The organism is Methylomonas sp. LL1 (assembly GCF_015711015.1).
GTDB lineage: Bacteria > Pseudomonadota > Gammaproteobacteria > Methylococcales > Methylomonadaceae > Methylomonas.
This window is the reverse complement of record NZ_CP064653.1, coordinates 3,306,010-3,327,467: the sequence shown is the minus strand read 5'-3', so window position 1 is coordinate 3,327,467 and position 21,458 is coordinate 3,306,010. Positions and strand designations below refer to the sequence as shown.

Here is a 21,458-nt window from a genome sequence, read left to right as displayed (position 1 = left end):
TATGACTCAATTAGACAACGATTTATTTCTCCGCGCCCTGTTAAGACAACCCGTGGAACGCACTCCGGTCTGGATGATGCGTCAGGCTGGGCGTTATTTACCGGAATATCGCGAAGTGCGGGCCAAGGCCGGTAGTTTCATGCAGCTATGCACCAATCCCGAGTTGGCTTGTGAAGTGACTTTGCAGCCGCTGGACCGCTTTGGTTTCGATGCGGCGATCTTGTTCTCCGACATCCTGACCATTCCCGATGCGATGGGCCTGGGCTTATCGTTTGCCGAGGGCGAGGGGCCGCAGTTTGCTCATCCGGTTAGAACCGCCGCCGATGTTGCCAAACTGCCGATTCCCGATCCGGAAATGGAATTGCGCTATGTGATCGACGCGGTGCGTTTGATCAAGACCAATTTACAGGGCCGGGTGCCGCTGATCGGTTTTTCCGGTAGTCCGTGGACCTTGGCGACCTACATGGTGGAAGGCAAAAGCAGTAAGAGCTTTCAAAAAGTCAAAAGCATGATGTTCGAGCAGCCGAGTTTGATGCACCAAATGCTGGATAAACTGGCGCAATCGGTCGCTTCATACCTGAATGCGCAAATCGCCGCCGGCGCCGATGCTGTGATGGTGTTCGACACCTGGGGCGGCATGCTGAGTCATGACGATTATCTGGAGTTTTCGTTGCGCTATGCCCAGCAAGTCAGGCAATTGTTGAATACCAGCCGCGACGGCCGACAAATCCCGACCATTTTGTTCACCAAGGGCGGCGGCTTGTGGCTGGAAGCGATGGCGGCCACCGGTTTCGATGCGCTGGGCCTGGATTGGCAAACCGACATCGGTAATGCCAGAGCCCGAGTCGGCGACAAGGTTGCCTTGCAAGGCAACATGGACCCGATCACCTTGTATGCGCAACCCGACGTGATACGCGAAAAAGTCGGCAACATTTTACAGCGCTATGGACAGGGTTCGGGGCATGTGTTTAATCTGGGTCACGGCATTCTGCCGGACATCAACCCCGAACACGTTGCCGCGATGGTGGATGCGGTGCAAGAACTGAGTCCGCGCTACCACGAAAAGGCTTGATGGGCTGCAAAAGCGGGAGCGAGGTAAGATTTGAATGAAGCAGCTGTCTTTTACCGATTGGCTCCATGCCCTAAAGCATGCTTCTAGCTTCGATCTATACCGGCTGAGGGTGCTAATCGATGACGAACTGGATAGTCCGGTCCGGCAACGGCTTTTGTTTGCCAGCCTGCGTGTCGGCCAGGAGCTTCATTATTTCGATGCCCAGACTCACCAACAACACCCCTGCCGAATCCTGGAAATATTGCAGAAGTACGTCGTTGTTCTGGATTTGGCCGAACAACGGCGTTACAAAATCCTGCCCCATATGCTGAACCTGAGCGGCCAGTCTGTCGATGTCGTGTTACCCCAAGGCCAGAAACTGGAGCGACATCACTTGAAAACCGGTGACCATGTTGCTTTCATTGCCACCGACGGCGGGTATATCGAAGGTTGTATCATTCGCCTGAATCAGAAATCCGTCACGCTCCGCGCGACGGATAATAAACAATGGCGTGTCGGCTACGGCTTATTGCAACGGCCGATAATTGACTTGAAGCCCGATGAATAGCCGAATAAATGCATGACTTCCAGCCCTATGCAGTTGAGCTTCGAACTTGGCGTTTTCTTTGGCGCTACTCTACTCGGCGGGCGCTATATTGCTGTAAAACTGTCTTAATAAGGCTTGAAACTACGGGTTAAAGCTCGGTTTCTCCGCTATGCCAAGCCTCGGCCGCGAATTCAGCCAGTTCTTTGATAAAACCAATCATAAAACGCACAAAGCCGTAGGCCAAAACGGCTAATACCATTATGGTTAATATTTTCATGGCGCCCCCTCGAAATCCGATGAATGATCGGCGAGTTTGCCACTTCTTCCAGCAAAATCAATAGTCTTTTTAACAATCGCGCTTTGCTTAGAATGTCGAGTTTTACCTAAATCGATTCAAATCAAACCATTGAAATACTTTGTTAAAGTTGATTAGATTTGAAAGTCAACGTAAAAAAGATGCTTGAATCGACAAAAATCACTCGTCAATCGGCAAGCAGTGTCAAATCTCATGATTTTTGAAATGAGCTAGCTTTGAAATTAACGAAGAACTTAAAGCAGGTAAAGGTGATTGGAGAAGGGGTTATGGCAAAATCCAAGGAGTGACAGGCAAAAACCGACCCTTTGCTGCCTATCGCCTGATGTGATTCAATGGCGGCAATTTGATGGTTACCAGTCATATCTACTAGGTTCCGATGATATACAGAAGGAAAAATCTCATATTAATTAATAAATTATCCGATCGAGGACTAATTCTCGGTAGATATACAGAACTATCTAATTACTAGTTAGCTAATATTATGCATTCGAACCTTATCCCTCTTCCCATATTTCTTACAGTGCGGCACTTCTCATCTGATATACGGGCTGTTGCAATTGCTGTAGGTTGCCTCCTTTTAACTGGATGCTTCTACGGGGATAGGATATATAGCTCTAATATCGAGGTTTTGTTTCCAAAGAAGACAAAAGAGCAAGTACATCCATTAGTCTTGGATGCTGGGTTCGCTTGTGGTTACAAAAAAGGAGGGCGTTGGGCTGAGGTCAGAGAACAGCCTACTGCTGAGGCGATTAGCTTTTGGTTCGATTTCGTGGATTCAGCGGGCTGGATAGTTGCTGAACCAGAGGTAAGAATCGAAGATGTTGTTGGCGGTAGCAAAGTCCAGTTTGCTTTTCGTAGTCTTGGCACCCCACTGACCCCTAATGAGAAAACAGAATTCTATGCGCTAAAGCGCTGCCTTACAGAACGGTATGGGGCCATGGTCACGACGAAAAATGAGCCTTAGATATTTCTGGGACCTAATCGCTAACCAGCGGGTCAACTTGACCGGCAAAAGCTACGCTCCTTTCGTCGCTACGCTTTCGCCGGCAAGTTACCCTTATCGTTAGGTGAAAGAAATGGATGAGTTCAAGCAAGAAATCAAGAATGCTCTAGCCTACGCAGAGCACTTGAAATTCGATAAACAGCATCCCTGGCATCGGAACTTAATCGCTCTGTATTGTTCCCTTATCGAATACTTCGATTCACTGATATTTCTCGTAGAAAACGATAAGTGTATTGCCATTCCGGTTGTTTTTAGAGGCTTACTTGAGGCTTATGTTGATTTCAGGAACCTTGCAGAAGATAGATTGTATGGTTACAACATGGAAGCTAGCTATGCCAAAGAATGGCTTAAAATAATTGAGGAGGCCAGCCAAAAGAAAAATGCGTTTCTAGCATCAATAGCCGAGGATCCAACGCTAGACACACAGGTACAAGAGCAAAAAAATAAGCTGGCCGAGCTTCGAGGCAAAGGTTATAAGGCACTAAATCAATTTGAAAAATTTGATAAAGCAGGAATGGTTGACGAATACAGGTCCGTTTACAATTTTGTATGCTCACACTCTCATAACGATATCCGTTCCTTAATCGTTAGGTTTTTTATTATTAACGAGGCAGAGAATGATTTTGAGATGGCGCTGTTCAAAGAGCAGGAGCCGGGCGAGTATGACCACTATTTAATAACAGGTAAGCACTTTCTTAGAAACGGCAGCCATACTATTCATGCAATATTGGAAACAGGGCATGAAGATATATTTGCGGTGTGACAGAGAGGCTTCACTTAACAAAGCCGTAAACGCGGACGCATTTTTCATTCGCTACGCTCACTCCAAATGCGCCAGTTACGCAGAGCGCTGGGCGTCACCAATCTGAGTGCTAGTATGCCAATCAGTCAGTTCACTGCTTTTTACCCATCTAGGCCATTCTGGGCTGGCAGCAAGGTCGACTTTTCGAACCAAAGCCGTGAGGGCTGGTTTTACGATCAAATGGTGGAAGAAGTGTTCTTGCATGAGACCTCGACCTACACGATAAAGGTTTGCCGAGACGGAAGAATCATGCTCCGGGTCGAAGCATTGGAACAAGTTCAGCCTAATGAGGGCAACATACCTCTTCCCACAGAAGCAACAGTAAAAGCGTGGGGCGAGTATCTAGACTTCTTGAATGCTTTCTATTTGCTGCTCGACTCCGCGACCATATTCCTGAGTGGGCGAGGTTTATGACCCGACCCGAACGTTTTCGACTGATTCGAAAGCAGCAAAAATGTTTCGATTGGTTTGAATAACCCGCCCGGCGAAGATGATTTCCTTGGTCGTAACTGAATTTGAATATACATTTGATATACAAGTAATTGGTTTTAAAGGAAATATTCCGGTATGGCTTTGCTGCTGGTGCCCGCATTGGTGCTCATTTTTTGCGAGTACTCATGATCATTTGCTAATCCGTTGCTCAAAATCAGGCGGCACCACAAAAAGATAACGCTTACCTTCTTTAGTCTTAATCAACAATTTAAGGTCATCCGAAAGTTCCAATAAATCTTTCCTAGCGACGTCGTAGGAAATTCCATGTGAGTTTTGATGCTCTTGTACGATATAAGCAAACCTGGGGTGTTTTAGTGCATGTCTTATAAGAGCAATCTGGCGGAAATTCAATTTGCCACGCAAGCGTTTATTATTCTGGAATAGTTTTTCCGTAACACTTAGCTCTTTCGATTTCGTATCCAAATACGAGTGTAAAGCTTCTATTGATCGATGCAAAACTGTGAGCTGATGAAGCAAGAAGTAAGTTACATCGTTATCATCGGTTTCGGTGTACAAAAAAGCCTTACCGTATTGAACAGGCGCTTCCTTAATAATGCGCGAAATCGATACAAATTCGATCAACCAGTAGCCATGCCTAGCCATAGCCCAATAAAACAAGGCGCGCGCAGTGCGACCATTACCATCGCAAAAAGGATGGTCATACGCCAGCATAAAATGCAGCGTAATGGCTTTTATTACCGGGTGCAGAAACGAATTGTCTCCGCCATCATCAATACTATTGGCAAATTTACATAACCTTTCTATTCTTGCTTCCAGTTCGCCGGCATCGGGCGGTGTGTGTAAAATCTGCTGAGAGGCATTATCCACGACATGAATATCATCCCGATTAGTTCTTAGCCTTCCAGCCAAGGCATTATCGTCAAGGGTATTCTCAGTCACGATGCGCTGTAACTCGAATACTATTGAGGGAGTAAGCTGTTCATCTTTAACTTCACGAATAAACTGCATAGCCCGGTAGTTATTAAAGATCATTTGCTCGCTTTTATCAGACGGCTTACGTTGTTGTCTGATCATTTCCTTAGCAACATTGAGCGTCGTCGAGGCACCTTCCAATTGACTAGAATTGATCGCCTCTTCAATAAGCGATCTAACTAAATACGTGGAGCGCGTTTGGGGATTGGTAATGGCATTCTCAGTCTGAATACTTCCGGATGCATAACGATCCAGCCAATGCAGTTTCCTCTGTACGCTATCGGTTATACAGTATTGAAATGGCTGTTGATATTTATCAACTAATGGCAATACTTGATACAATTTGCTACGAGCGAATTTGATGCCACACCACCATTGCTCACTACTGAACCCATCAGGATTAGGCAAATGACGCAACTTATCCCAGTGCAAATAGCGCCCTTTTTCGTCAACCGGCTGAAAAGTACTCATCATTTGAAAAGCTTTGGCATGGTCTTGCTCAAATGAAGCCTCCAAAATATCCTGAATATTTGGCGGCATTGCTGGTATTTTCATGATATTTTTGCTTAAGAGTCATTAGGTTATAAGATCAACTAGTTTTTCATACTTGATTTTTAAAAACAAGTATGAAAAAGAAAAAACCGGCAAGCCAATCAAGGTCGCCGCCAGCTTTCATCAGTCATTTTAAGACTATTTCTTGCGCAGCCGCTTTGTTTTGGGTGCCAGTGCTTCGACATACAGCTTTTCTGTTAATGTTGAATTTTTTCATTGAGCTATTGCCGGTCTATCATTCCACGCTCAGCAAACGAAAACGGTTTACCATTGCCAATAATGAAGTGATCTAACACCCGGACATCAACCAAGCCCAAGGCCTCTATCAGTTTGTTGGTAATCTTTATATCCGCCGAACTGGGTTCTGTTTTTCCGGATGGGTGATTATGCGCAAAGATCACCGCCGCCGCATTGAGTTGCAAGCAACGTTTATCGGCGCGGCCATTACTAAGTCGTTTTCAAGCCATGTTCAGCAGTTGGGCCGCCCTATGCGCCCGTTTCCCGGCAAGGATTTTGCCTTGTGGATTGATCATTCTGGCAACTTTTTGAGGTTACAGGATCAATGGGAGGATCTTTATTTCAACGGCGCTCACACGCTTGACGATGGCGCCGAAAAGGCCAAACGTGAGCCGTCGGAAGAGGAAAAGGAAGCCGCCAAATGCCACGAATGCGGCGAGTTGTGGGGGCCAAAGGATGTTTGCCAGCACTGCGGGGCGGTAAGAATCCGACGAAATTCTGTCGTTGCCGTTGCAGGTTCGATGGAAGAAATCAAGATCGGCAAAGCCGCTTTCAACGGCAATAGGTGGCACCAGTAAAAAAGACAGTTTTGAGTCGCTGGTGTCCATATATTATGCGCTTCCCTGGGATAATATGAAACAGCAAGGCACAAAAAAGCCGCGATTTACGCGGCCTGTAGTGGGGTGGAGAGACTGTCAGGGACAGTCTGAAACATCATTCAATGTTCTGTATCTGTTCCCGCATTTGCTCTATCAGTACCTTAAGGTCGATCGATATTTGGGTCATGTCGCGGTCCGAGGACTTCGAGCCTAGGGTATTGGCTTCGCGGTTCATTTCCTGCATCAGAAAGTCAAGGCGGCGGCCGATCGGCTCGGCCTGTTTAAGGGCGCGGGTGACTTCGGTGACATGAGTTTGCAGACGATCCAGTTCTTCGGCTACATCCAGTTTTTGCGCCATCAGCGCCAGTTCTTGTTCCAAACGGTCGAAGTTGGGTTCGGCCACCAGTTCGGTGACTCGCGCGATCAGTTTGGTACGCAAATTATTCAGCACTTCCGGCATGCGAAGGTTGGCCGCATCCACCAACTGGCCGATTTTTTCGCACCGGTCCGCCAGGAGTCCCGCCAGTTGCGCGCCTTCCCGTGCGCGGGTGTCCAGCATCTTGTCCAAGGTGTGATTCAGCAAGGTAATGATTTTGTCGCGCAATTCATCCCTGTCGGTTTCGGAGTCCTGCTGCACGCCGGGAAACATCAGCACATCCAAGGCGGAGAATGGCCGAGGGTTAGCCATGTGGGTTTCGATTTCCGTCGTGGCGGCCAGCAACTTTTGCACGGTTTCCGGATTAATATTGAAACTCTGGGCGCTGGGGTGTTTTTTATAGCTTAATCCACATTCGATCTTGCCGCGTTTAAGCTTGTCGCCGATTAGGCGGCGCACATCGGCTTCAACGAAGCGCAGGCGTTCGGGCAGTTTGACGCTGACATCACTGTAGCGATGATTGACCGAGCGCAGTTCGCAGAGGATGGTCAAGTTTTCGACGTTAATTTCGCCGTCCGCAAACGCAGTCATGCTTCTGATCATTTTTCACCTATAATCGCGCGATAACCCGCGAAACGTATTAACAATGGCCGAATATTACGACCCGGAAACCTACCCTCAGCAGTGGAACTACCTGCAATCGGGCACCATTATAGATCAGTACATGATAGAGCGGGAGCTTGCGCATGGCGGTTTCAGCTCTGTCTATCTGGCCAGGCAGTTGGAAGATCAGATTCAGGTGGCGATCAAGGAATACTTGCCCCGGAAGCTGGCGCACCGAACCTGGAACAATGTCGTCACGCCCAATGACGAAGAAGCCCGGCAGATGTTCATGCGCGGGCGAGCCTTGTTTTTCGAGGAAGCCAAGGTGTTGGCGACCTTGAAGCATCACAACATCGTCGAGGTCATCAATTTTTTTCAGGCCAATGAAACGGTCTACATGGTGATGACTTACGATTACGGCATCACGCTGGACAGGATACTGCAAAAGAAAATCCTGCCGATCACCGATGATTTTTTGCTGACGGTATTCAGGTTGTTGTTGAAGGGGGTCGAGGTCATTCACAGTCACCATTTGGTGCATCTGGACATCAAGCCCGCCAATATTTTGATCAGAGCCGACAGTGATCCTTTGTTACTGGACTTTGGCGCCATTCGCAAGTTTCCCAGCCCCCCATCCTCTAACCGGGCCAAGGTACTGACCAATGGCTTTTCGCCGGTCGAGCAATACGATAATCGTGGCAATATCGGGCCGTGGACGGATATTTATGCGGTCGGCGCCAGCATGCGGGCTTGCCTGGATTTGAAGGTTCCCCCCGCGTCGACCGACCGCCTCGGGCATGACGGGTTGCTTCCGGCGGTAAAAGCTTATAAACGCAAGTTTCCCGAGTCTTTGCTGCAAGCCATTGATTGGGCGATGCAGATAAATCCCGCCGATCGCCCTCAAACCGTTGCCGAGTTGGAGCAGGCCCTAAATGCCTGATGTGGTAGTAAATTACTGTCATTAGCTGGTCGTGCCCGGTTTGGGTGGACATGGCTCGCGCAGCCGCGCCAATTGTTCAAAAATAGCCCGCTAAAGCACGTATAATGCCGCAGTTTTCTATCCTGCGAGACCATCATGAGACCTAGCGGACGCAACCCCGACCAACTGCGCGAAATACGTTTTACTTGCCACTACACCAAGCATGCCGAAGGTTCCGTGTTGGTCGAATTTGGTGATACCAGGGTGTTATGCACGGCCAGTGTCGATACCAATGTGCCGCGCTTTTTGAAAGGCAAGGGCGAAGGCTGGGTTACCGCCGAATACGGCATGCTGCCCCGCTCCACCCACAGCCGGATGGACCGGGAAGCCGGCCGAGGCAAACAGGGCGGCCGCACGTTGGAAATTCAGCGCCTGATCGGCCGTTCCCTGCGCGCGGCGTTGGATATGAAAGCACTGGGCGAACACACCATCACCATCGACTGCGACGTGATTCAGGCCGACGGCGGTACACGCACCGCATCGATCACCGGTGGTTTCGTTGCCTTGTCGATTGCGATCGAACATCTGCTAAAAACCAAACGCATCAAGAAAAGCCCGCTGCACGGCCAGGTGGCGTCGGTGTCGGTCGGTATTTTCGCCGGCGTGCCGGTGTTGGACCTGGACTATGCCGAAGACAGCCAGGCCGAAACCGACATGAACGTGGTGATGAACGAAGCTGGACACTTCATCGAGGTGCAAGGTACGGCGGAAGGCCATGCGTTTAGAAAAGACGAACTCAACGCAATGCTGGAACTGGCGGAGATCGGCATCAACCAACTGATCGAAAAACAGCGCGAAGCGCTGAAAATCGCCAAACAAATCGGCGAAAACGCGGCCCGAGACGCATGAGCTCGATTGTTTTAGCCAGCAGTAATCCCGGCAAGATTCGCGAGATTCAGGCTATTCTGCAAAACGATAAAATTTTGCCGCAATCGCAATTCAATGTGCTGGAACCCGAAGAAACCGGGATGACGTTTATCGAAAACGCCATCATCAAGGCCCGCAACGCTTCCCTGCATTGCAATCTGCCGGCCATTGCCGACGATTCCGGGCTGGTGGTGGACGCCTTGAATGGCGCGCCTGGAGTGATTTCGGCCCGTTATGCCGGCATTGGCGCATCCGACCAAGCCAATCTGGACAAACTTTTACTGGACATGCATTCCGTCCCGCGGGCACAACGCTCGGCACGCTTTATTTGCGTGATGGTCTACCTGCGCCACGCATCTGATCCGACTCCTCTGATTGCCCAAGGGGTATGGGAAGGCAGTATTTTGCCTGAGGCTGTGGGCGAAAACGGCTTTGGTTATGATCCGGTGTTTTGGGTGGCCGAGCATCAATGCTCGTCGGCGCAACTGGCGCCGGAGCTGAAAAACGCCATCAGCCATCGCGGCCAGGCCTTGAGATTACTCAGCCAACAGCTGCTAGGAAGGTGACTGCGCGCTTATTCGAAGTGGCCGGGCAATTTGCCCAGGGCCACAGTCTGATCGATATCAGGCCATTGGGGAATGGCCTGATCAACGATACTTTTTTGGTCAGCTGCGGCGTGGATAGTTTTGTGCTGCAACGCATCAATCCTCGGGTGTTCCCGCATCCGCGACAAGTCATGCATAATCTGGCTCAACTGAGCCGGCATATTCGGCAAAAACCGGCCGGCTCGGTGCGCCTGAAAATTCCGGATATCGTCTATAGCCTAAATGGCAAGCCGTTTTATCAGGACGAACAGAAGCAAATTTGGCGCGCACTGCAACTGATCAGCCCGGCGGAAAGCCGCGAGCAGATACAGAATGCCGACCAGGCCGGGCAAATCGGTTGGGCTTTGGCCCATTTTCATCGGCTGTGCAGCGACCTGTCGCCGGCCTTGCTGCATGACAGCTTGCCAGGCTTTCATGTCACCCCCGCTTATTTCCAACAATATCGGGAACTGATCAGTCAACCGGCGCAAGTGGCAAGCGATGACGACTTTCGTTATTGCCAAGCCTTTATCGAATCCCGGCAAAGTCATATCGATGTTCTGGAGCAGGCAATGCAAGCCGGTGAGTTACAGCCGCGCGTGATACATGGCGACCCCAAGCTGAACAATTTTCTGTTTGAACCGGGCAGCCACCGCATCGTCAGCCTGATCGATCTGGATACCGTCAAGCCGGGACTGGTGCATTACGACATCGGCGACTGCCTGCGCTCGAGCTGTCATGACAAAGCCGGCAATCGCTTCGATCTCGATCGTTGCGCGATTATCCTGAAAAGCTATCTGGAAGAAGCCGGGAGTTTTTTCAGCGCAAGCGATTACGACTTTCTATATCCGGCCATATGGTTGATTCCGTTCGAGTTGGGTTTGCGTTTCTTTAGCGACTATTTGAACGGCAACCGTTATTTCAAGGTAGACAGGCCACGGCATAACCTGGAACGGGCACTGGCTCAGTTTGCCTTGTGCTCGGATATCGCTGGCCGGCGCGCCGAAATCGAACGGCTGATTAAGGCATTACGCGGGGCCGGTTGACGGCTCAAGTCCGAAAAAAGGGCTGCACTCGGAACAGTGCAGCCCATTGCGAGGGGCAAAGCCCCAGTGGGAACGACATCGGTAACGCGGGACGGGCTTTCCAGGCGGGTTAGGTTGAGATGGGATTACATCCTTTATTGTCCTGGCTAGTGTCCCGAACTCGGCACGACATTGGCCACGCTAAAACCTTGAATTTCGACGGATATATTATTGTCCGGAGCCGCCAGCATAAAGTCGGCGATGGTTTCCAGAATATCCTGATCGATGAACAGCGCCTTGTTGCCGTCGATTAGCAATTCGCTGTCTTCCGGGATACTGCTCAGATGTTTGCGCAGCAATGCCTTATTTAAAAAGGAGACGTCCTTGTGCAGGCGCAGCAAATAATGCGGGCCGTGCTGAGTCAGCGTCATCGCTTCATGGAAGTTAGCCCGTAACACGAAGAATATGCCCACGCCCATGCCGATGACGATACCTTCCAGCAAGTCGGTAAACAAAATGGCGATAACGGTGATGGCAAAGGGCAGGAACTGGTTCCAGCCCTTGCGGTAAAACTCGACCAATAGCGCTGGCTTGGCCAGTTTATAACCGGTTTGCAACAGAATGGCCGCCAGACAAGCCAGCGGTATCATGTTCAAATATTGGGCAAAAAACAGTACGCTGACCAGCAACAAAATACCGTGAAAGAAACTGGACATGCGGGTCTGACCGCCGGAGTTAATGTTGGCCGCGCTACGCACGATAACGGCGGTAATCGGTAGTCCGCCGACCAATCCACTGGTCATATTGGCAAAGCCCTGTGCCTTTAGTTCGCGATTGGTCGGCGCGATGCGTTTATGAGGGTCCAGTTTGTCGACCGCCTCGATGCTGAGCAGGGTTTCCAGGCTGGCAATGATCGCCAGCGTCACCGCAATACTGTAGACCTTGGGATTGTTGAGATAGCTGAAATCCGGCAGGCGGAGCTGGGCGATAAAATTGGAGGCCGATCCCAGCTCCGGCAACGACACCATGTGTTTTTCACTGATGGCCCACTCCGGCATATACTGCTGGGCCCAGATGTTATAGCCCACGCCCCACACCACAGCCAGCAGCGGTCCAGGAATCATGCGCACCAGGCTTAGGCGTCTAAGAAATCCGGTTTCCCAGACGATCAGGATCAGCAGGGCCACACCGCTGACCACGGTCGCGCCGGGCGAGATGCCTTGTAAGGCTTCGACCAGTTCGAAAAAACTCGATTTGGCGGTTTCCTGCATATAACTTTCATCGCCGGCGAAACTGGTGTCGTAACCGGTGGCATGCGGTGTCTGTTTGATGATCAGAATCATGCCGATTGCCGCCAGCATGCCCTTGATCACCGAAGCCGGAAAGAAGGCTCCGATCAAGCCGGCCTTCAGAAAACCCAGCGTCATTTGCAAGGCGCCGGCAAACACCAGGCTCAATAAAAATGCGTTGAAATTGCCCAGGGTTGCTATGGCGTCGAACACTATCACGGTCAGGCCGGCGGCGGGTCCGGAAACGCTCAGATGGGAGCCACTGCCCCAGGCGACGATGATGCCGCCGATGATGCCGGCAATCACGCCGGAAAACAGCGGCGCGCCGGAGGCCAGCGCAATCCCCAGGCACAACGGCAATGCCACCAGAAATACAACAATGCTGGCCGGAATATCCTTGCCCAGGTTACTCAGATAATAATTGACATGGGATTTCATTATTAAGTTCTCTTAAGTCATTGCCCAGCGGCAGGTACTAGTCGGCGTATCGATAAATCGGATTGATTTGGGTGTTGTGATCCAGTTTGATCAGCTCATCGATCAATCCGTCGTTCAGACCGTATACCCAGCCGTGCAGCGAAGGCTTGTGGCCATGCTTCCAGGCCCACTGAATGATGGAGGTGTGGGCGAGCCGGTAAACCTGTTCGATGATGTTCAATTCGATCATGCGGTCTATTTTTTTCTCGGGTGAAATCGATTCCAGTTCTTCCTGGTGCAAACGATAGACATCCTTGATGTGCATCAGCCATTTGTTGGCGATTACCAGATTGGACTTCTGCGGCTGTAACGCAGCCTTGACACCGCCACAGCCATAGTGTCCGCAGACGATGATGTGCTTCACTTTCAGGACGTCCACCGCATATTGCAGCACGCTCAGGCAGTTGAAGTCGGTCATGATCACCTGATTGGCGATATTGCGGTGCACGAAGATTTCTCCGGGTTGTGCATTGACCACGGTTTCAGCCGGCACGCGGCTATCGGCGCAGCCTATCCATAAAAATTCGGGCTTTTGTTCCTTTGCCAACTGCAGAAAAAATTCAGGATTTTTTTTGCTGACTTCTTCGGACCAGGCTTTGTTTTCCAGTAATAACTTCTCGGGTGTAAGCATAAGACTCATCCTTTATTAGGTTAATTTGCAAGGGTGTAGATGGCGTTTAAGCATGATTGTTCATCGGTTCAACAACAAGCAAGGAGTATCGGTCGGTTGAATTAATATATCGAATCGAAACTATATGGCAAATGCTTAAACTGTTCAAGAATTAGTTTTGAATCGCTATTGAATTTGTCGGCTAATCCTAAAAATGTGCTGTATCCCTACCCAACTCAATTGGACCCGGATCGATGGAATCGTTGTCCCGGCTTGTCATCCGTTAGATGCGGGTTACCAGCACGCCGGTGGGTTGATGTAAACGCTGCAGCCAGCCAATCAGCGTGACTTCCTGGCTGGATAACAGCCATTGAGGATACAGGCCCAACATCAGCACCAATAAAGCTGGCACCGCCAATAACAGTAGTTCGCGTGGCCGTATATCCCGCAACCCGGCAACGTCGGCGTGTGTGATCGGCCCGAAAAAACCGCGCCTGACAAACCCCAACAAATAGGCCGCGCCTAACACGGCGGCAAATAAACCGGCTATTGCCAAGGATGGGTAAGCTTCTAATACGCCTATCAACAGCAAGAGTTCGGCCGGAAAACCGTTGGTCAGCGGGACGCCGATACTGGACAAGCCAAATAGAAAAAACAGCGTGGTTAAACGCGGCATCGGCTTGGCCAGACCACCGAGATGAACCAGATCAGTGCTGCCCAGGCGCTGCTGTATCATGCCGGCGACCAACATCAAACTACCGGCCACGATGCTGAAATTCAGCAACTGCATCACCGCGCCCTGCAAGCCTTGTAAGGTAAACGAGGCAATCCCCATCAACACCAGGCCGACGTGGCTGATGCCGGAATAGGCCAGCAATCGGCGCAGATTGGTTTGTTGTAGCGCAATCAATCCGGCATAGACCAGCGTTATGGCACCGATGATAGCCAACAGCCAACGATGTTCGATGGCCGCCGAGGGCGCTAGCGGAATGGCAAAGCGCAAAATTCCGTACACACCGAGTTTCAACGCCATCAACAACGCGCTGATTTGGGTCGGTGCCTCCATTGCCACGGTCGGCAGCCAGGTATGAAACGGCAGCAACGGCGCTTTTACCGCAAATCCCAGCATCAACAACAGAAAAATCAGGCCTTGGTCCGCCGTGGCGAGCGGCGTGTTCAACAAAACCGGCAGGCTAAACACCAAATCCCCAGGAATATCGCCCCCGGTAAGATGGGCATGATTAAGCGCCAGCAAAATAAAGCCAAACAACAGCGGAATCCCGCCAAACAGCATATACAAGGTATATTTCATTGCCGCATAGCGCCGCTCGGCGCCTATGCCCCAGAGGCCGATCAAAAAGAAAATCGGCGGCAATGTCAGCTCCCAGAACAGAAAAAACAGCCCCAGATCCAGCGCGGTAAACACGCCGATGGTGACCGTTTCCAGCAGCAGCATCAGCGCCAGATGAAAACGGCTCAAGTGTTGTACCGTATTCCAGCTGGCCAATAATGCCATCAACGTAACCAAGGCCGTCATCGGCAAAAACAACACCGAGATGCCGTCGATGCCTAATTGATAATGAATATTCAGACCCGGTATCCAGGCATATTCTTCCCGCAGTTGAAACCCGCCAATATTGGGGTCGAATCCATGCACGACCACCAGCGCGATCACTAACTCAAGGCCGGCCACCAGCAGGGTAAAACGCTTGGCCCATTGCGGATTCCGGATAAAAGCCAGCAGCACCGCGCCCAGTATCGGCCAGGTCAGGCATAACGAAAGCAAGGGGAAACTATCAATCATGATGCGGAACGTTCATATGGTGGCTGTGATGCTTGGGATAATGTTCGCCGATTTCACTGGCTTCCTGATCGATAAACTTAAGCCAGGGCGTGGTGTAAAATCCGGTACCGATCAGCAGGCCGCAAATCGTCAAGGCGATAATCCTCTCCAGCAATACCGGGTGATGAATACTGCTGTAGGGCTGGATACGGCGTTTGGAGTTGGCGATGAACAGGCGCTGGAACGCCCACAGCAGAAAGCCGGCCGCCAGTACGTTGCCCAGTAAAATGGCGATCGCGGTCAGCCAGCCGTGCTCCTCGATGGTGCCTTCGATCAGCAAATGCGCGGCATCGAAACCCGGAGTACCCGGCATCACCATCGTGCTCAGGGCCGAAACCAGAAACAGCAAGGCGATAGTGGTATTGGTTACGAACAATCCGCCCAGGCGTGGTAAAAACGAGGTGCGGGTGCGCTCGTAAATCAACCCGATGCTGAACAGCATGCCGGCTGTAGCCAAGCCGTAAGCCACCGACAGCAGAATGCTGCCTTCCAACGCAAAATCGTTAAACGAAAATACCCCAATCGCCAACATGCCGGTATGGCTGATCACCGCGAACGCCAGCAGGCGGCGCATGTTGATTTGCATCAGTGCCAGCAAGGCGCCGTAGAAAATTCCGATCAACCCTAGGCCGACCACGAAATGAACCCATTGCTCGGCGGCGCCCGGTACCAACGGCAAAATAAAACGAATCAGGGCGTAGATTCCCAGCTTCAGGCCGGTCAGGAAAATCGCCGCGCTGGCGGCGGTGCCGTGTTCGGCCAACAATGGCAGCCAGGCATGAAATGGAAACAGCGGCATCCTCACCGCAAACCCGAAAAATAACAGGATGAAAATCAGCGTTTCGTTCGGAATTGCCAGATTATGATGCTTCAGAGCCAGCCAGTCGAAACTCAAGGCCATGCCGTTTTCCGCCAGGCCGAAGCCTAGCAGCAAGAAACCGGCCAGACTCATCGCCAGTCCGGACAGCCAATATTGCAACACGGTTTTGATCACCTGGTTACGCTGCCGGCCGGTGCCGGCCGACACCGTCAGCAGTACCACCGGTACCAGTTCCAGCAAACACCAAAACCAGAATTGCATCGCGTTCAGGGCCGCGAATGCACCGATCAAAATAGCCTGATAGGCCAGCAGGCAGGCCACGAATAAACGGTCGCTACGATGGCGGGTAATCATCGTATATATCAAAGCCAGCAAACCCAGAATGGCCGTCAGTGGTATGAACAGCACATTGGTGCCGTCGACCCCGACCCGGTAGCCCAAGCCCAAAATATTCAGGTTTTCAGCCAGATGAATGCCGGGCGCTTCCGAATCGAATACGTGCAATAAATAGAGGCTCAGCAATACGTTCAATAGAGCGCCGGCGAGCGCCAGAGGCAGGATATAAAAGGGGCGGGTCAGAAGCACCGCCGCCATGCTCAGCAACGGCACCAGGGTCAGCGTGCTTAACAGCGGAAAAAAAGTGGCCGAAGACCAGTAAACGATATCGGTCATCATTGATACCCCAGCGCCACCATCAGGGTGATCAACACAAACAGCGCCAGATAGCGCGGACTTAACAACAATTGCTCGAAACGATTGGCGGTCCGTCCCAGGCGCCGGCCGAGATGGATCGAGTCACTGCCGATGCCGCGCAAGATAAAGTGGTATTCAAACCAACTCAACAACGCCGCCGTCCATTGCGCCAGCTTGCCGGCCAGGCCGCTGCCCTGGGCAAAGCTATCTTCCTCGCTATCCAGATTGGCTCCCATTTTCCGTTCTTCCCATTGCGCCAGCGAGGAAATGGCTTTGATGGCCGGGGCGGGTACGCCCAAGGCCGGGTCGATAATACGGTCGTCTATCGCGCGCATATCCCTGGCCAGTTGCAGTATCGGTTTGACCAGGACTAAATCCATGGCCGGCTCCAGCCAGCCACGCTGCAACGAAGCCATAAAAGCCCAACGGCAATTGGCTAAAGCCGACGGTACCGGTTTGGTTGGCCGGCCGTGGGTAGCATGCAAAATCGAGGGTGCCGTCAGCAGCAAATAACAGCGCACCACGGCATGCGCGCAAAGATGCCAGGCCGCCAGCGTCCAGAAGCCCAAGCCGCATTCCAGGAACATCAAACCCAGTTGCGCCGAGGTGGCGAACAGCTGCGAACTTTTAATATCGGTTTGGCTCAAGCCCACCCAATAACCGTAAATTGCGGTCAACCCGCCGACCATGGCCAAAACCCACATGGCCAACGGCGCCTGGCTAAACAAGGGTTGCAGTTGAATGATCAAAAACACGCCGGCATGTATCATCACGCCGCCGTAAAATACCGCGCTGGATGGCGTGGGCCCTTCCATCGCCCGGGCCAGCCAAGGGGTAAAAGGGACTTGCGCCGATTTGGCGAAGGCCGCCAGCGCGAAACTCAAGGCCAGCAGCGTGGCGTCGCCGCGCGCCAGATCGGCCACGCCGCCGTTGATGGCTTGCCAATCGCAGTTTTCCAGCCAGATCAAGGCCAGGGCGATGCCCAGCATAAATCCGCCATCGCCCACCCGGTTGGTGACGAAGGCGCGAGTGGCGTTATGCGCGGCCACCGGCCTGTTGTAGGCGTAAGCGATCAGCCAGTATGAACAGACCCCGGCCACTTCCCAGCCGACAAAGGTGAACAGTGCGTTGCCGGACAACACCAGCAACAGCATGGCCGCCGCGAATAGATTCAGAATGAAAAAGAAGCGGTGAAAGCCGGCCTCGCGGTGTAAATAGTTCACCGAAAACCGCATCACGATCAGCAGCAGCAACGCAAACAAGGTCGCCAGCCACAGGTTAAAGCCTCCGGTTTGTAATTTAAAGGCTATCGTCAGTTTGCCGCTATCCAGCCAGTTGCCGACATGATACGAATCCGCAAGCTGGCCGGATAAATCGCCAGCCAAGATTGCCAGCGAGATCAACACCGATAAGCTGATGGCCGTTAAGCCAATCCGTGCCGTGGATTTTTCATCGGCTTCGCCGTCGATAATCTGGAAAAAATGCAGGCCGCCGATCAGCAGGGCCGCCAGCAATGGCAATAAAGGGACAAACACAATCCAGGCAGCCATGATCAAACGGCTCCGATTAAATCAGGTTGATTGATCAACATCGGCGGCACCGGCTGGGTCTGGTCTCGATAACAGTCAGGCGAATCGTTACGCAACGGCAATTCAATATCCACCGGCCGCCAGGCCGCGAAGCCGATACCGCGTTCAAACACAAAAATCTCGCCACTGTCGGGGTCCTTGGCGCTCAGATGCACCCAGCCGCCGCTTATCAATTCCCGCAAACTTTCCTGACGGGCGTAGATTTTCTCCAACACCGTCGTCTTGGCTTCAACCACCAGTTGTAGCCGCATCGCCTCGTGAATCTCGATCATCTGCCGGGGCAAACCGGTGCGCAAGTCGCTGCCGGCGCCTTCCATCACCGCGAAAAACCCGGTCAAATTGTGCGGCACCTTGGAGCCGCAGCCCAGGCGTTCGTTATTGACCGTGGAGAAGTAATATTCCAGATTGATGCCGGCGCCGACCGGTCCGACCGCCAACAAGATGCCTTCCAGCACCGTGCCATCAGGATCCTGGGTCGGGTCGTAGGAAATCAAAAACAAACGGCGGTCGAAGAACGCGCCCTGGGTTAACGAACGCCGACCGACCAAGGCCGAGGCGTTGGTGGCGTGTCCGAGTTCCGGGCGGGCCTGGGAAAAATCGGCCGCTCGCCCCAGGAAATGCCGCAAGGCTTGTTGCGGGGACGGCCGGCGAGGCGCCGATGCCAGCCGCCGGCAGCGTTCGTGCGCGGACAGGCGTTGGGCATGACGCATTTGTTCGATGAATCCAGCCAGTGCCGGCAGACGCTCGGACGGCACATCGGCTTGGTCGAACCAAACAATGTCTTCGTCGCAGGTATTGTGCTCCGCGCCGATAAACCAGGTGTCTTCCGGGATGGCGATGCCGCCTTCGGCCAACAATTTGCGTACCTCGGGCCGGTTGGCCATCGCCGCGAATAGGCGTGCGTTCGGTCCGCCGTGGCGGCCGCTGCAGGCGCCACAATCATAGGCGGATAGATGCGGGTTGTTCTGGCTGATCGAACCATGGCCCATCAGTACCACCAGCTCGGCAAAGCCGTAGGTCAAGCCGGTATTGCGCAGGAAGCCGGCGATGCGTTCGGCCTGCTCTCTATCGCTGAATCCGGGGCGTGGCTGTTGCGGCGTGGCCGGACTGTCCGGGTCGGCGGCGTTGAAATCCAAGTAAGTGGCCGGCTCCGGCGCGACGGCCCCAGCCATGGCGGCCATCAGGCGTTGTTGAGCCTTGGGAAAGAAGCTTTTTGCCAGCAAACCGGCCAGCGTCAACGGCGCGATTGCGTTGATCAACGGATAAGCCAACAGTGCATCGCGGCGCAAACCATGATGCAGCAAATCGGCAATGCGCCGCTTCAATTTAAGACCGTGCCGATGGCGATTTAACCGGGTTTCCTGGCCGGCTTGACTCTGTTCTCGGACGTTGTGGGACGGTGTCACCACCACCGGGCATAGCGGCGTGAGCCTGCTGTCGTCCAGACCTTGATAGTTCATCGACACGCCGAAGAAGCCCGCCGCGCCTAGCGTCTCGATTGCAGGGTTCAATTCCTCCAGATGGCGGCGGATACCTTCCTCCCTATCGTCCATGCAGAACACGATTTGTGCTTCCGGTCGACGGTCGCGCCGCGCCCAGCGCCCGCGATCGTGATTGGCATGCAGGGCTTGCAAGAGGTCTTGCTGGTAATGCCGTTCGTAGGCATTCAGCCAGGCAAGGCTACGTTGCTGTTGATTAAAACTGTCGATCAGGTCCAGCCAGCTCAGTAACTGATTTTTGCTTAACTGCCGAACTTCGCCGGATTTCAATTCCAGCCACCGGCAAATCAGGAACAGGCGCCAGCCATGGTTATAGACGCTGAGTTTGTTGGAGGGATGGCTTGCCAGCGGACTGTGTTGCCAGGTCCAGATACGTTCGGCCAACGCTTGCCACGCTCGAGGATTAGCCGAGGCTTCGCCTGCCAGTGCTTGTCCGGATTGCGCCAGATATTCCGGCAATTGGCCGCCGAACAAGGCCTGCCTGACGGCAAATTCGGCCTTGTTTTTATCGAAATAAGCCCGCAACTTGTCGTAACCGGCCTCGCAACGCCACTGTTCCTTGCAGAGTTGGCGCAGATACAAGCGATCGAGGATCAAACGCATCGCCAGATAATCGGCCAGTAAAGGCTGGGTGGCTTCATCGGCATGATAATGGGGATGGGTTTGGCGCCAGTTGATCAAACCCGACCAGCCGGGTAGTTCCAGCGCCAGACGTTGTAAATAACCGGGCCAGCGATCCGATGGGATGGCAAGGGCTTGGAGTTGTTGAATAATCGCTTCGACCGCATCTTCCGGCAGTCCCGCTTTTAGGCTTTGCCAGTCGGCCAACTCTTGAAAAATCGGCAAGGCATCGTAATCGGCGCTATGCAACCAAGCCTGGTACAGGCCCAAGTCCCGCCGGCTAGGTAAACGCCATGCCGCCAGGCCTTCATCCAGTAATGAGGCGCACAGGCGAATCAGTTGGGGGCGCACCTTGTCCAGCACGTCCTGGCCGGTCAACGCCAGCACCAGTCCGCGTAGGGATAGGCCTTCACCGACAGCCGCGAATAAAGCGGTCAACTGGTCGGCGGCGTGTTGCCGCATGCGTTGCTCGACCTTGGTCGCGGAATTGGGTAGCCAGCTGGCGGCTTGTTCGGTGGATAAGTCCAGCAAGTCCTCGGGATGCAGCTCCGGTAATTGCAGTTCCAGTTGATCCAATATGGCATTCCACAAGGCGTGGCCTGTTTCGTCCTCGGCCCGTGTATCCAGTATGCCCAGTTCCTGAATTTGCCAGCGCAATTGGCTGGGTGTTATTGGCTGCGGGTCGTGCAGCAATGCCAACCGGTAAAGTTGTTGGCGGGTAACGGTTTTGCCGGCTACCGAGCAAACCTCGGGCTGTGCGGATAGCGCGAATTGCCGCTCCAGGACCGTATTAATGTCGTCGTCGCTGATGCGGCCTTCGCGATAAAAGCTTCGAAATTGCTGGTCTGGCAAATAACAGCTTATGCCGGTCAGCGCGGTAAACTCGGCCAAAGCCTGTTCGAACGGCAAATGCTGAAAGCCGTGCAAGGTGTTGTGATGCACGAAGTCGTGAATCGGCGCCTGCCCTGGCAGCACATGATCCAGGTGGTGAATGGCATCGAGTATGCTTTTGCGCATGGAATCGTGATTGGCTGAGGGCGCTTGCATGATT

General features: G+C 52.6%; 18 protein-coding genes and 1 pseudogene. 9 read left to right on the top strand and 10 right to left on the bottom strand.

Annotated features, from left to right (window positions below):
- Window position 1 precedes the first annotated feature (1 nt).
- Both hemE and IVG45_RS15465 read left to right on the top strand, forming a co-directional pair.
- The gene (gene hemE, locus IVG45_RS15470; RefSeq protein WP_196434693.1) at window positions 2-1,072 is read left to right on the top strand and encodes a uroporphyrinogen decarboxylase; all 1,071 of its coding nucleotides are present in this window, start codon (window positions 2-4) and stop codon (window positions 1,070-1,072) included.
- A 34-nt stretch (window positions 1,073-1,106) separates the two neighbouring features.
- Entirely contained in the window at window positions 1,107-1,619 is a 513-nt protein-coding gene (locus IVG45_RS15465; protein WP_196434692.1) for a hypothetical protein, read from the top strand.
- Between the two features lie 127 nt (window positions 1,620-1,746).
- On the opposite strand, the gene IVG45_RS22840 is transcribed toward IVG45_RS15465, so the two are convergent.
- Window positions 1,747-1,875: a hypothetical protein gene (locus tag IVG45_RS22840; RefSeq protein WP_269059622.1), complete on the bottom strand. Its 129-nt coding sequence runs from the start codon at window positions 1,873-1,875 to the stop codon at window positions 1,747-1,749.
- Window positions 1,876-2,990: 1,115 nt separating this feature from the next.
- On the opposite strand from IVG45_RS22840, the gene IVG45_RS15460 reads away from it, so the two are divergent.
- The gene (locus IVG45_RS15460) at window positions 2,991-3,680 is read left to right on the top strand and encodes a DUF5677 domain-containing protein (protein WP_196434691.1); all 690 of its coding nucleotides are present in this window, start codon (window positions 2,991-2,993) and stop codon (window positions 3,678-3,680) included.
- Window positions 3,681-3,746: 66 nt separating this feature from the next.
- Window positions 3,747-4,133 carry a hypothetical protein gene (locus IVG45_RS15455; protein ID WP_196434690.1) on the top strand — a complete coding sequence of 129 codons (387 nt, stop codon included), beginning with the start codon at window positions 3,747-3,749 and terminating at the stop codon, window positions 4,131-4,133.
- A 207-nt stretch (window positions 4,134-4,340) separates the two neighbouring features.
- Here IVG45_RS15455 and IVG45_RS15450 read toward each other — a convergent pair whose 3' ends face one another.
- The gene (locus tag IVG45_RS15450; RefSeq protein WP_196434689.1) at window positions 4,341-5,699 is read right to left on the bottom strand and encodes a Fic family protein; all 1,359 of its coding nucleotides are present in this window, start codon (window positions 5,697-5,699) and stop codon (window positions 4,341-4,343) included.
- A gap of 218 nt (window positions 5,700-5,917) precedes the next feature.
- Window positions 5,918-6,127 (bottom strand): annotated as a pseudogene (locus tag IVG45_RS15445) (JAB domain-containing protein); the annotation flags it as partial.
- Here IVG45_RS15445 and IVG45_RS15440 point away from each other — a divergent pair.
- Window positions 6,083-6,511, top strand: coding sequence for a hypothetical protein (locus IVG45_RS15440; RefSeq protein WP_196434687.1), 429 nt, complete (start codon window positions 6,083-6,085; stop codon window positions 6,509-6,511). The pseudogene IVG45_RS15445 and the gene IVG45_RS15440 overlap by 45 nt on opposite strands.
- A gap of 136 nt (window positions 6,512-6,647) precedes the next feature.
- On the opposite strand, the gene IVG45_RS15435 is transcribed toward IVG45_RS15440, so the two are convergent.
- Complete coding sequence (locus IVG45_RS15435; protein ID WP_230874612.1) at window positions 6,648-7,499, bottom strand: YicC/YloC family endoribonuclease; 852 nt, start codon at window positions 7,497-7,499, stop codon at window positions 6,648-6,650.
- A 55-nt stretch (window positions 7,500-7,554) separates the two neighbouring features.
- Here IVG45_RS15435 and IVG45_RS15430 point away from each other — a divergent pair, with 55 nt between their 5' ends.
- The 4 genes from IVG45_RS15430 to IVG45_RS15415 all read left to right on the top strand — a co-directional run bounded on the left by IVG45_RS15430 (window position 7,555) and on the right by IVG45_RS15415 (window position 10,987).
- Complete coding sequence (locus tag IVG45_RS15430; protein ID WP_196434685.1) at window positions 7,555-8,451, top strand: serine/threonine protein kinase; 897 nt, start codon at window positions 7,555-7,557, stop codon at window positions 8,449-8,451.
- Between the two features lie 135 nt (window positions 8,452-8,586).
- Window positions 8,587-9,339: a ribonuclease PH gene (gene rph, locus IVG45_RS15425; RefSeq protein WP_196434684.1), complete on the top strand. Its 753-nt coding sequence runs from the start codon at window positions 8,587-8,589 to the stop codon at window positions 9,337-9,339.
- Window positions 9,336-9,923, top strand: a complete 588-nt coding sequence (gene rdgB / locus IVG45_RS15420; protein ID WP_196434683.1) for an RdgB/HAM1 family non-canonical purine NTP pyrophosphatase — start codon at window positions 9,336-9,338, stop codon at window positions 9,921-9,923. The genes rph and rdgB overlap by 4 nt, the downstream gene beginning before the upstream one ends.
- Window positions 9,920-10,987, top strand: a complete 1,068-nt coding sequence (locus IVG45_RS15415; protein WP_230874611.1) for a phosphotransferase enzyme family protein — start codon at window positions 9,920-9,922, stop codon at window positions 10,985-10,987. Before rdgB ends, IVG45_RS15415 begins: the two co-directional genes overlap by 4 nt.
- A gap of 146 nt (window positions 10,988-11,133) precedes the next feature.
- Here the strand turns inward: IVG45_RS15415 and IVG45_RS15410 are convergent, their stop codons facing one another.
- The 6 genes from IVG45_RS15410 to IVG45_RS15385 all read right to left on the bottom strand — a co-directional run bounded on the left by IVG45_RS15410 (window position 11,134) and on the right by IVG45_RS15385 (window position 21,454).
- Window positions 11,134-12,693 (bottom strand): SulP family inorganic anion transporter, encoded by a 1,560-nt coding sequence (locus tag IVG45_RS15410; RefSeq protein ID WP_196434681.1) that lies wholly within the window; start codon window positions 12,691-12,693, stop codon window positions 11,134-11,136.
- 37 nt (window positions 12,694-12,730) lie between these two features.
- A complete protein-coding gene (can, locus tag IVG45_RS15405; RefSeq protein WP_196434680.1) occupies window positions 12,731-13,363 on the bottom strand; it encodes a carbonate dehydratase in 633 nt (210 codons plus the stop codon).
- A 262-nt stretch (window positions 13,364-13,625) separates the two neighbouring features.
- Complete coding sequence (locus IVG45_RS15400; protein WP_196434679.1) at window positions 13,626-15,146, bottom strand: complex I subunit 4 family protein; 1,521 nt, start codon at window positions 15,144-15,146, stop codon at window positions 13,626-13,628.
- Window positions 15,139-16,680, bottom strand: a complete 1,542-nt coding sequence (locus IVG45_RS15395; RefSeq protein ID WP_196434678.1) for a complex I subunit 4 family protein — start codon at window positions 16,678-16,680, stop codon at window positions 15,139-15,141. Before IVG45_RS15395 ends, IVG45_RS15400 begins: the two co-directional genes overlap by 8 nt.
- Complete coding sequence (locus tag IVG45_RS15390) at window positions 16,677-18,248, bottom strand: proton-conducting transporter transmembrane domain-containing protein (RefSeq protein ID WP_196434677.1); 1,572 nt, start codon at window positions 18,246-18,248, stop codon at window positions 16,677-16,679. The genes IVG45_RS15395 and IVG45_RS15390 overlap by 4 nt, the downstream gene beginning before the upstream one ends.
- A gap of 2 nt (window positions 18,249-18,250) precedes the next feature.
- The gene (locus IVG45_RS15385) at window positions 18,251-21,454 is read right to left on the bottom strand and encodes a DUF2309 domain-containing protein (RefSeq protein ID WP_196434676.1); all 3,204 of its coding nucleotides are present in this window, start codon (window positions 21,452-21,454) and stop codon (window positions 18,251-18,253) included.
- Between the last annotated feature and the right edge of the window lie 4 nt (window positions 21,455-21,458).

Excerpts from the sequence above, each read along its gene's own strand:
- IVG45_RS15450 (WP_196434689.1), bottom strand. The coding sequence starts at position 5,699 with ATGAAAATACCAGCAATGCCGCCAAATATTCAGGATATTTTGGAGGCT.
- IVG45_RS15460 (WP_196434691.1), top strand. The coding sequence starts at position 2,991 with ATGGATGAGTTCAAGCAAGAAATCAAGAATGCTCTAGCCTACGCAGAG.
- IVG45_RS15435 (WP_230874612.1), bottom strand. The coding sequence starts at position 7,499 with ATGACTGCGTTTGCGGACGGCGAAATTAACGTCGAAAACTTGACCATC.
- can (WP_196434680.1), bottom strand. The coding sequence starts at position 13,363 with ATGCTTACACCCGAGAAGTTATTACTGGAAAACAAAGCCTGGTCCGAA.
- IVG45_RS15440 (WP_196434687.1), top strand. The coding sequence starts at position 6,083 with ATGCGCAAAGATCACCGCCGCCGCATTGAGTTGCAAGCAACGTTTATC.
- IVG45_RS15395 (WP_196434678.1), bottom strand. The coding sequence starts at position 16,680 with ATGATGACCGATATCGTTTACTGGTCTTCGGCCACTTTTTTTCCGCTG.
- rdgB (WP_196434683.1), top strand. The coding sequence starts at position 9,336 with ATGAGCTCGATTGTTTTAGCCAGCAGTAATCCCGGCAAGATTCGCGAG.
- IVG45_RS15390 (WP_196434677.1), bottom strand. The coding sequence starts at position 18,248 with ATGGCTGCCTGGATTGTGTTTGTCCCTTTATTGCCATTGCTGGCGGCC.
- hemE (WP_196434693.1), top strand. The coding sequence starts at position 2 with ATGACTCAATTAGACAACGATTTATTTCTCCGCGCCCTGTTAAGACAA.
- IVG45_RS15430 (WP_196434685.1), top strand. The coding sequence starts at position 7,555 with ATGGCCGAATATTACGACCCGGAAACCTACCCTCAGCAGTGGAACTAC.
- IVG45_RS22840 (WP_269059622.1), bottom strand. The coding sequence starts at position 1,875 with ATGAAAATATTAACCATAATGGTATTAGCCGTTTTGGCCTACGGCTTT.
- IVG45_RS15385 (WP_196434676.1), bottom strand. The coding sequence starts at position 21,454 with ATGCAAGCGCCCTCAGCCAATCACGATTCCATGCGCAAAAGCATACTC.
- rph (WP_196434684.1), top strand. The coding sequence starts at position 8,587 with ATGAGACCTAGCGGACGCAACCCCGACCAACTGCGCGAAATACGTTTT.
- IVG45_RS15400 (WP_196434679.1), bottom strand. The coding sequence starts at position 15,146 with ATGATTGATAGTTTCCCCTTGCTTTCGTTATGCCTGACCTGGCCGATA.
- IVG45_RS15410 (WP_196434681.1), bottom strand. The coding sequence starts at position 12,693 with ATGAAATCCCATGTCAATTATTATCTGAGTAACCTGGGCAAGGATATT.
- IVG45_RS15465 (WP_196434692.1), top strand. The coding sequence starts at position 1,107 with ATGAAGCAGCTGTCTTTTACCGATTGGCTCCATGCCCTAAAGCATGCT.
- IVG45_RS15455 (WP_196434690.1), top strand. The coding sequence starts at position 3,747 with ATGCGCCAGTTACGCAGAGCGCTGGGCGTCACCAATCTGAGTGCTAGT.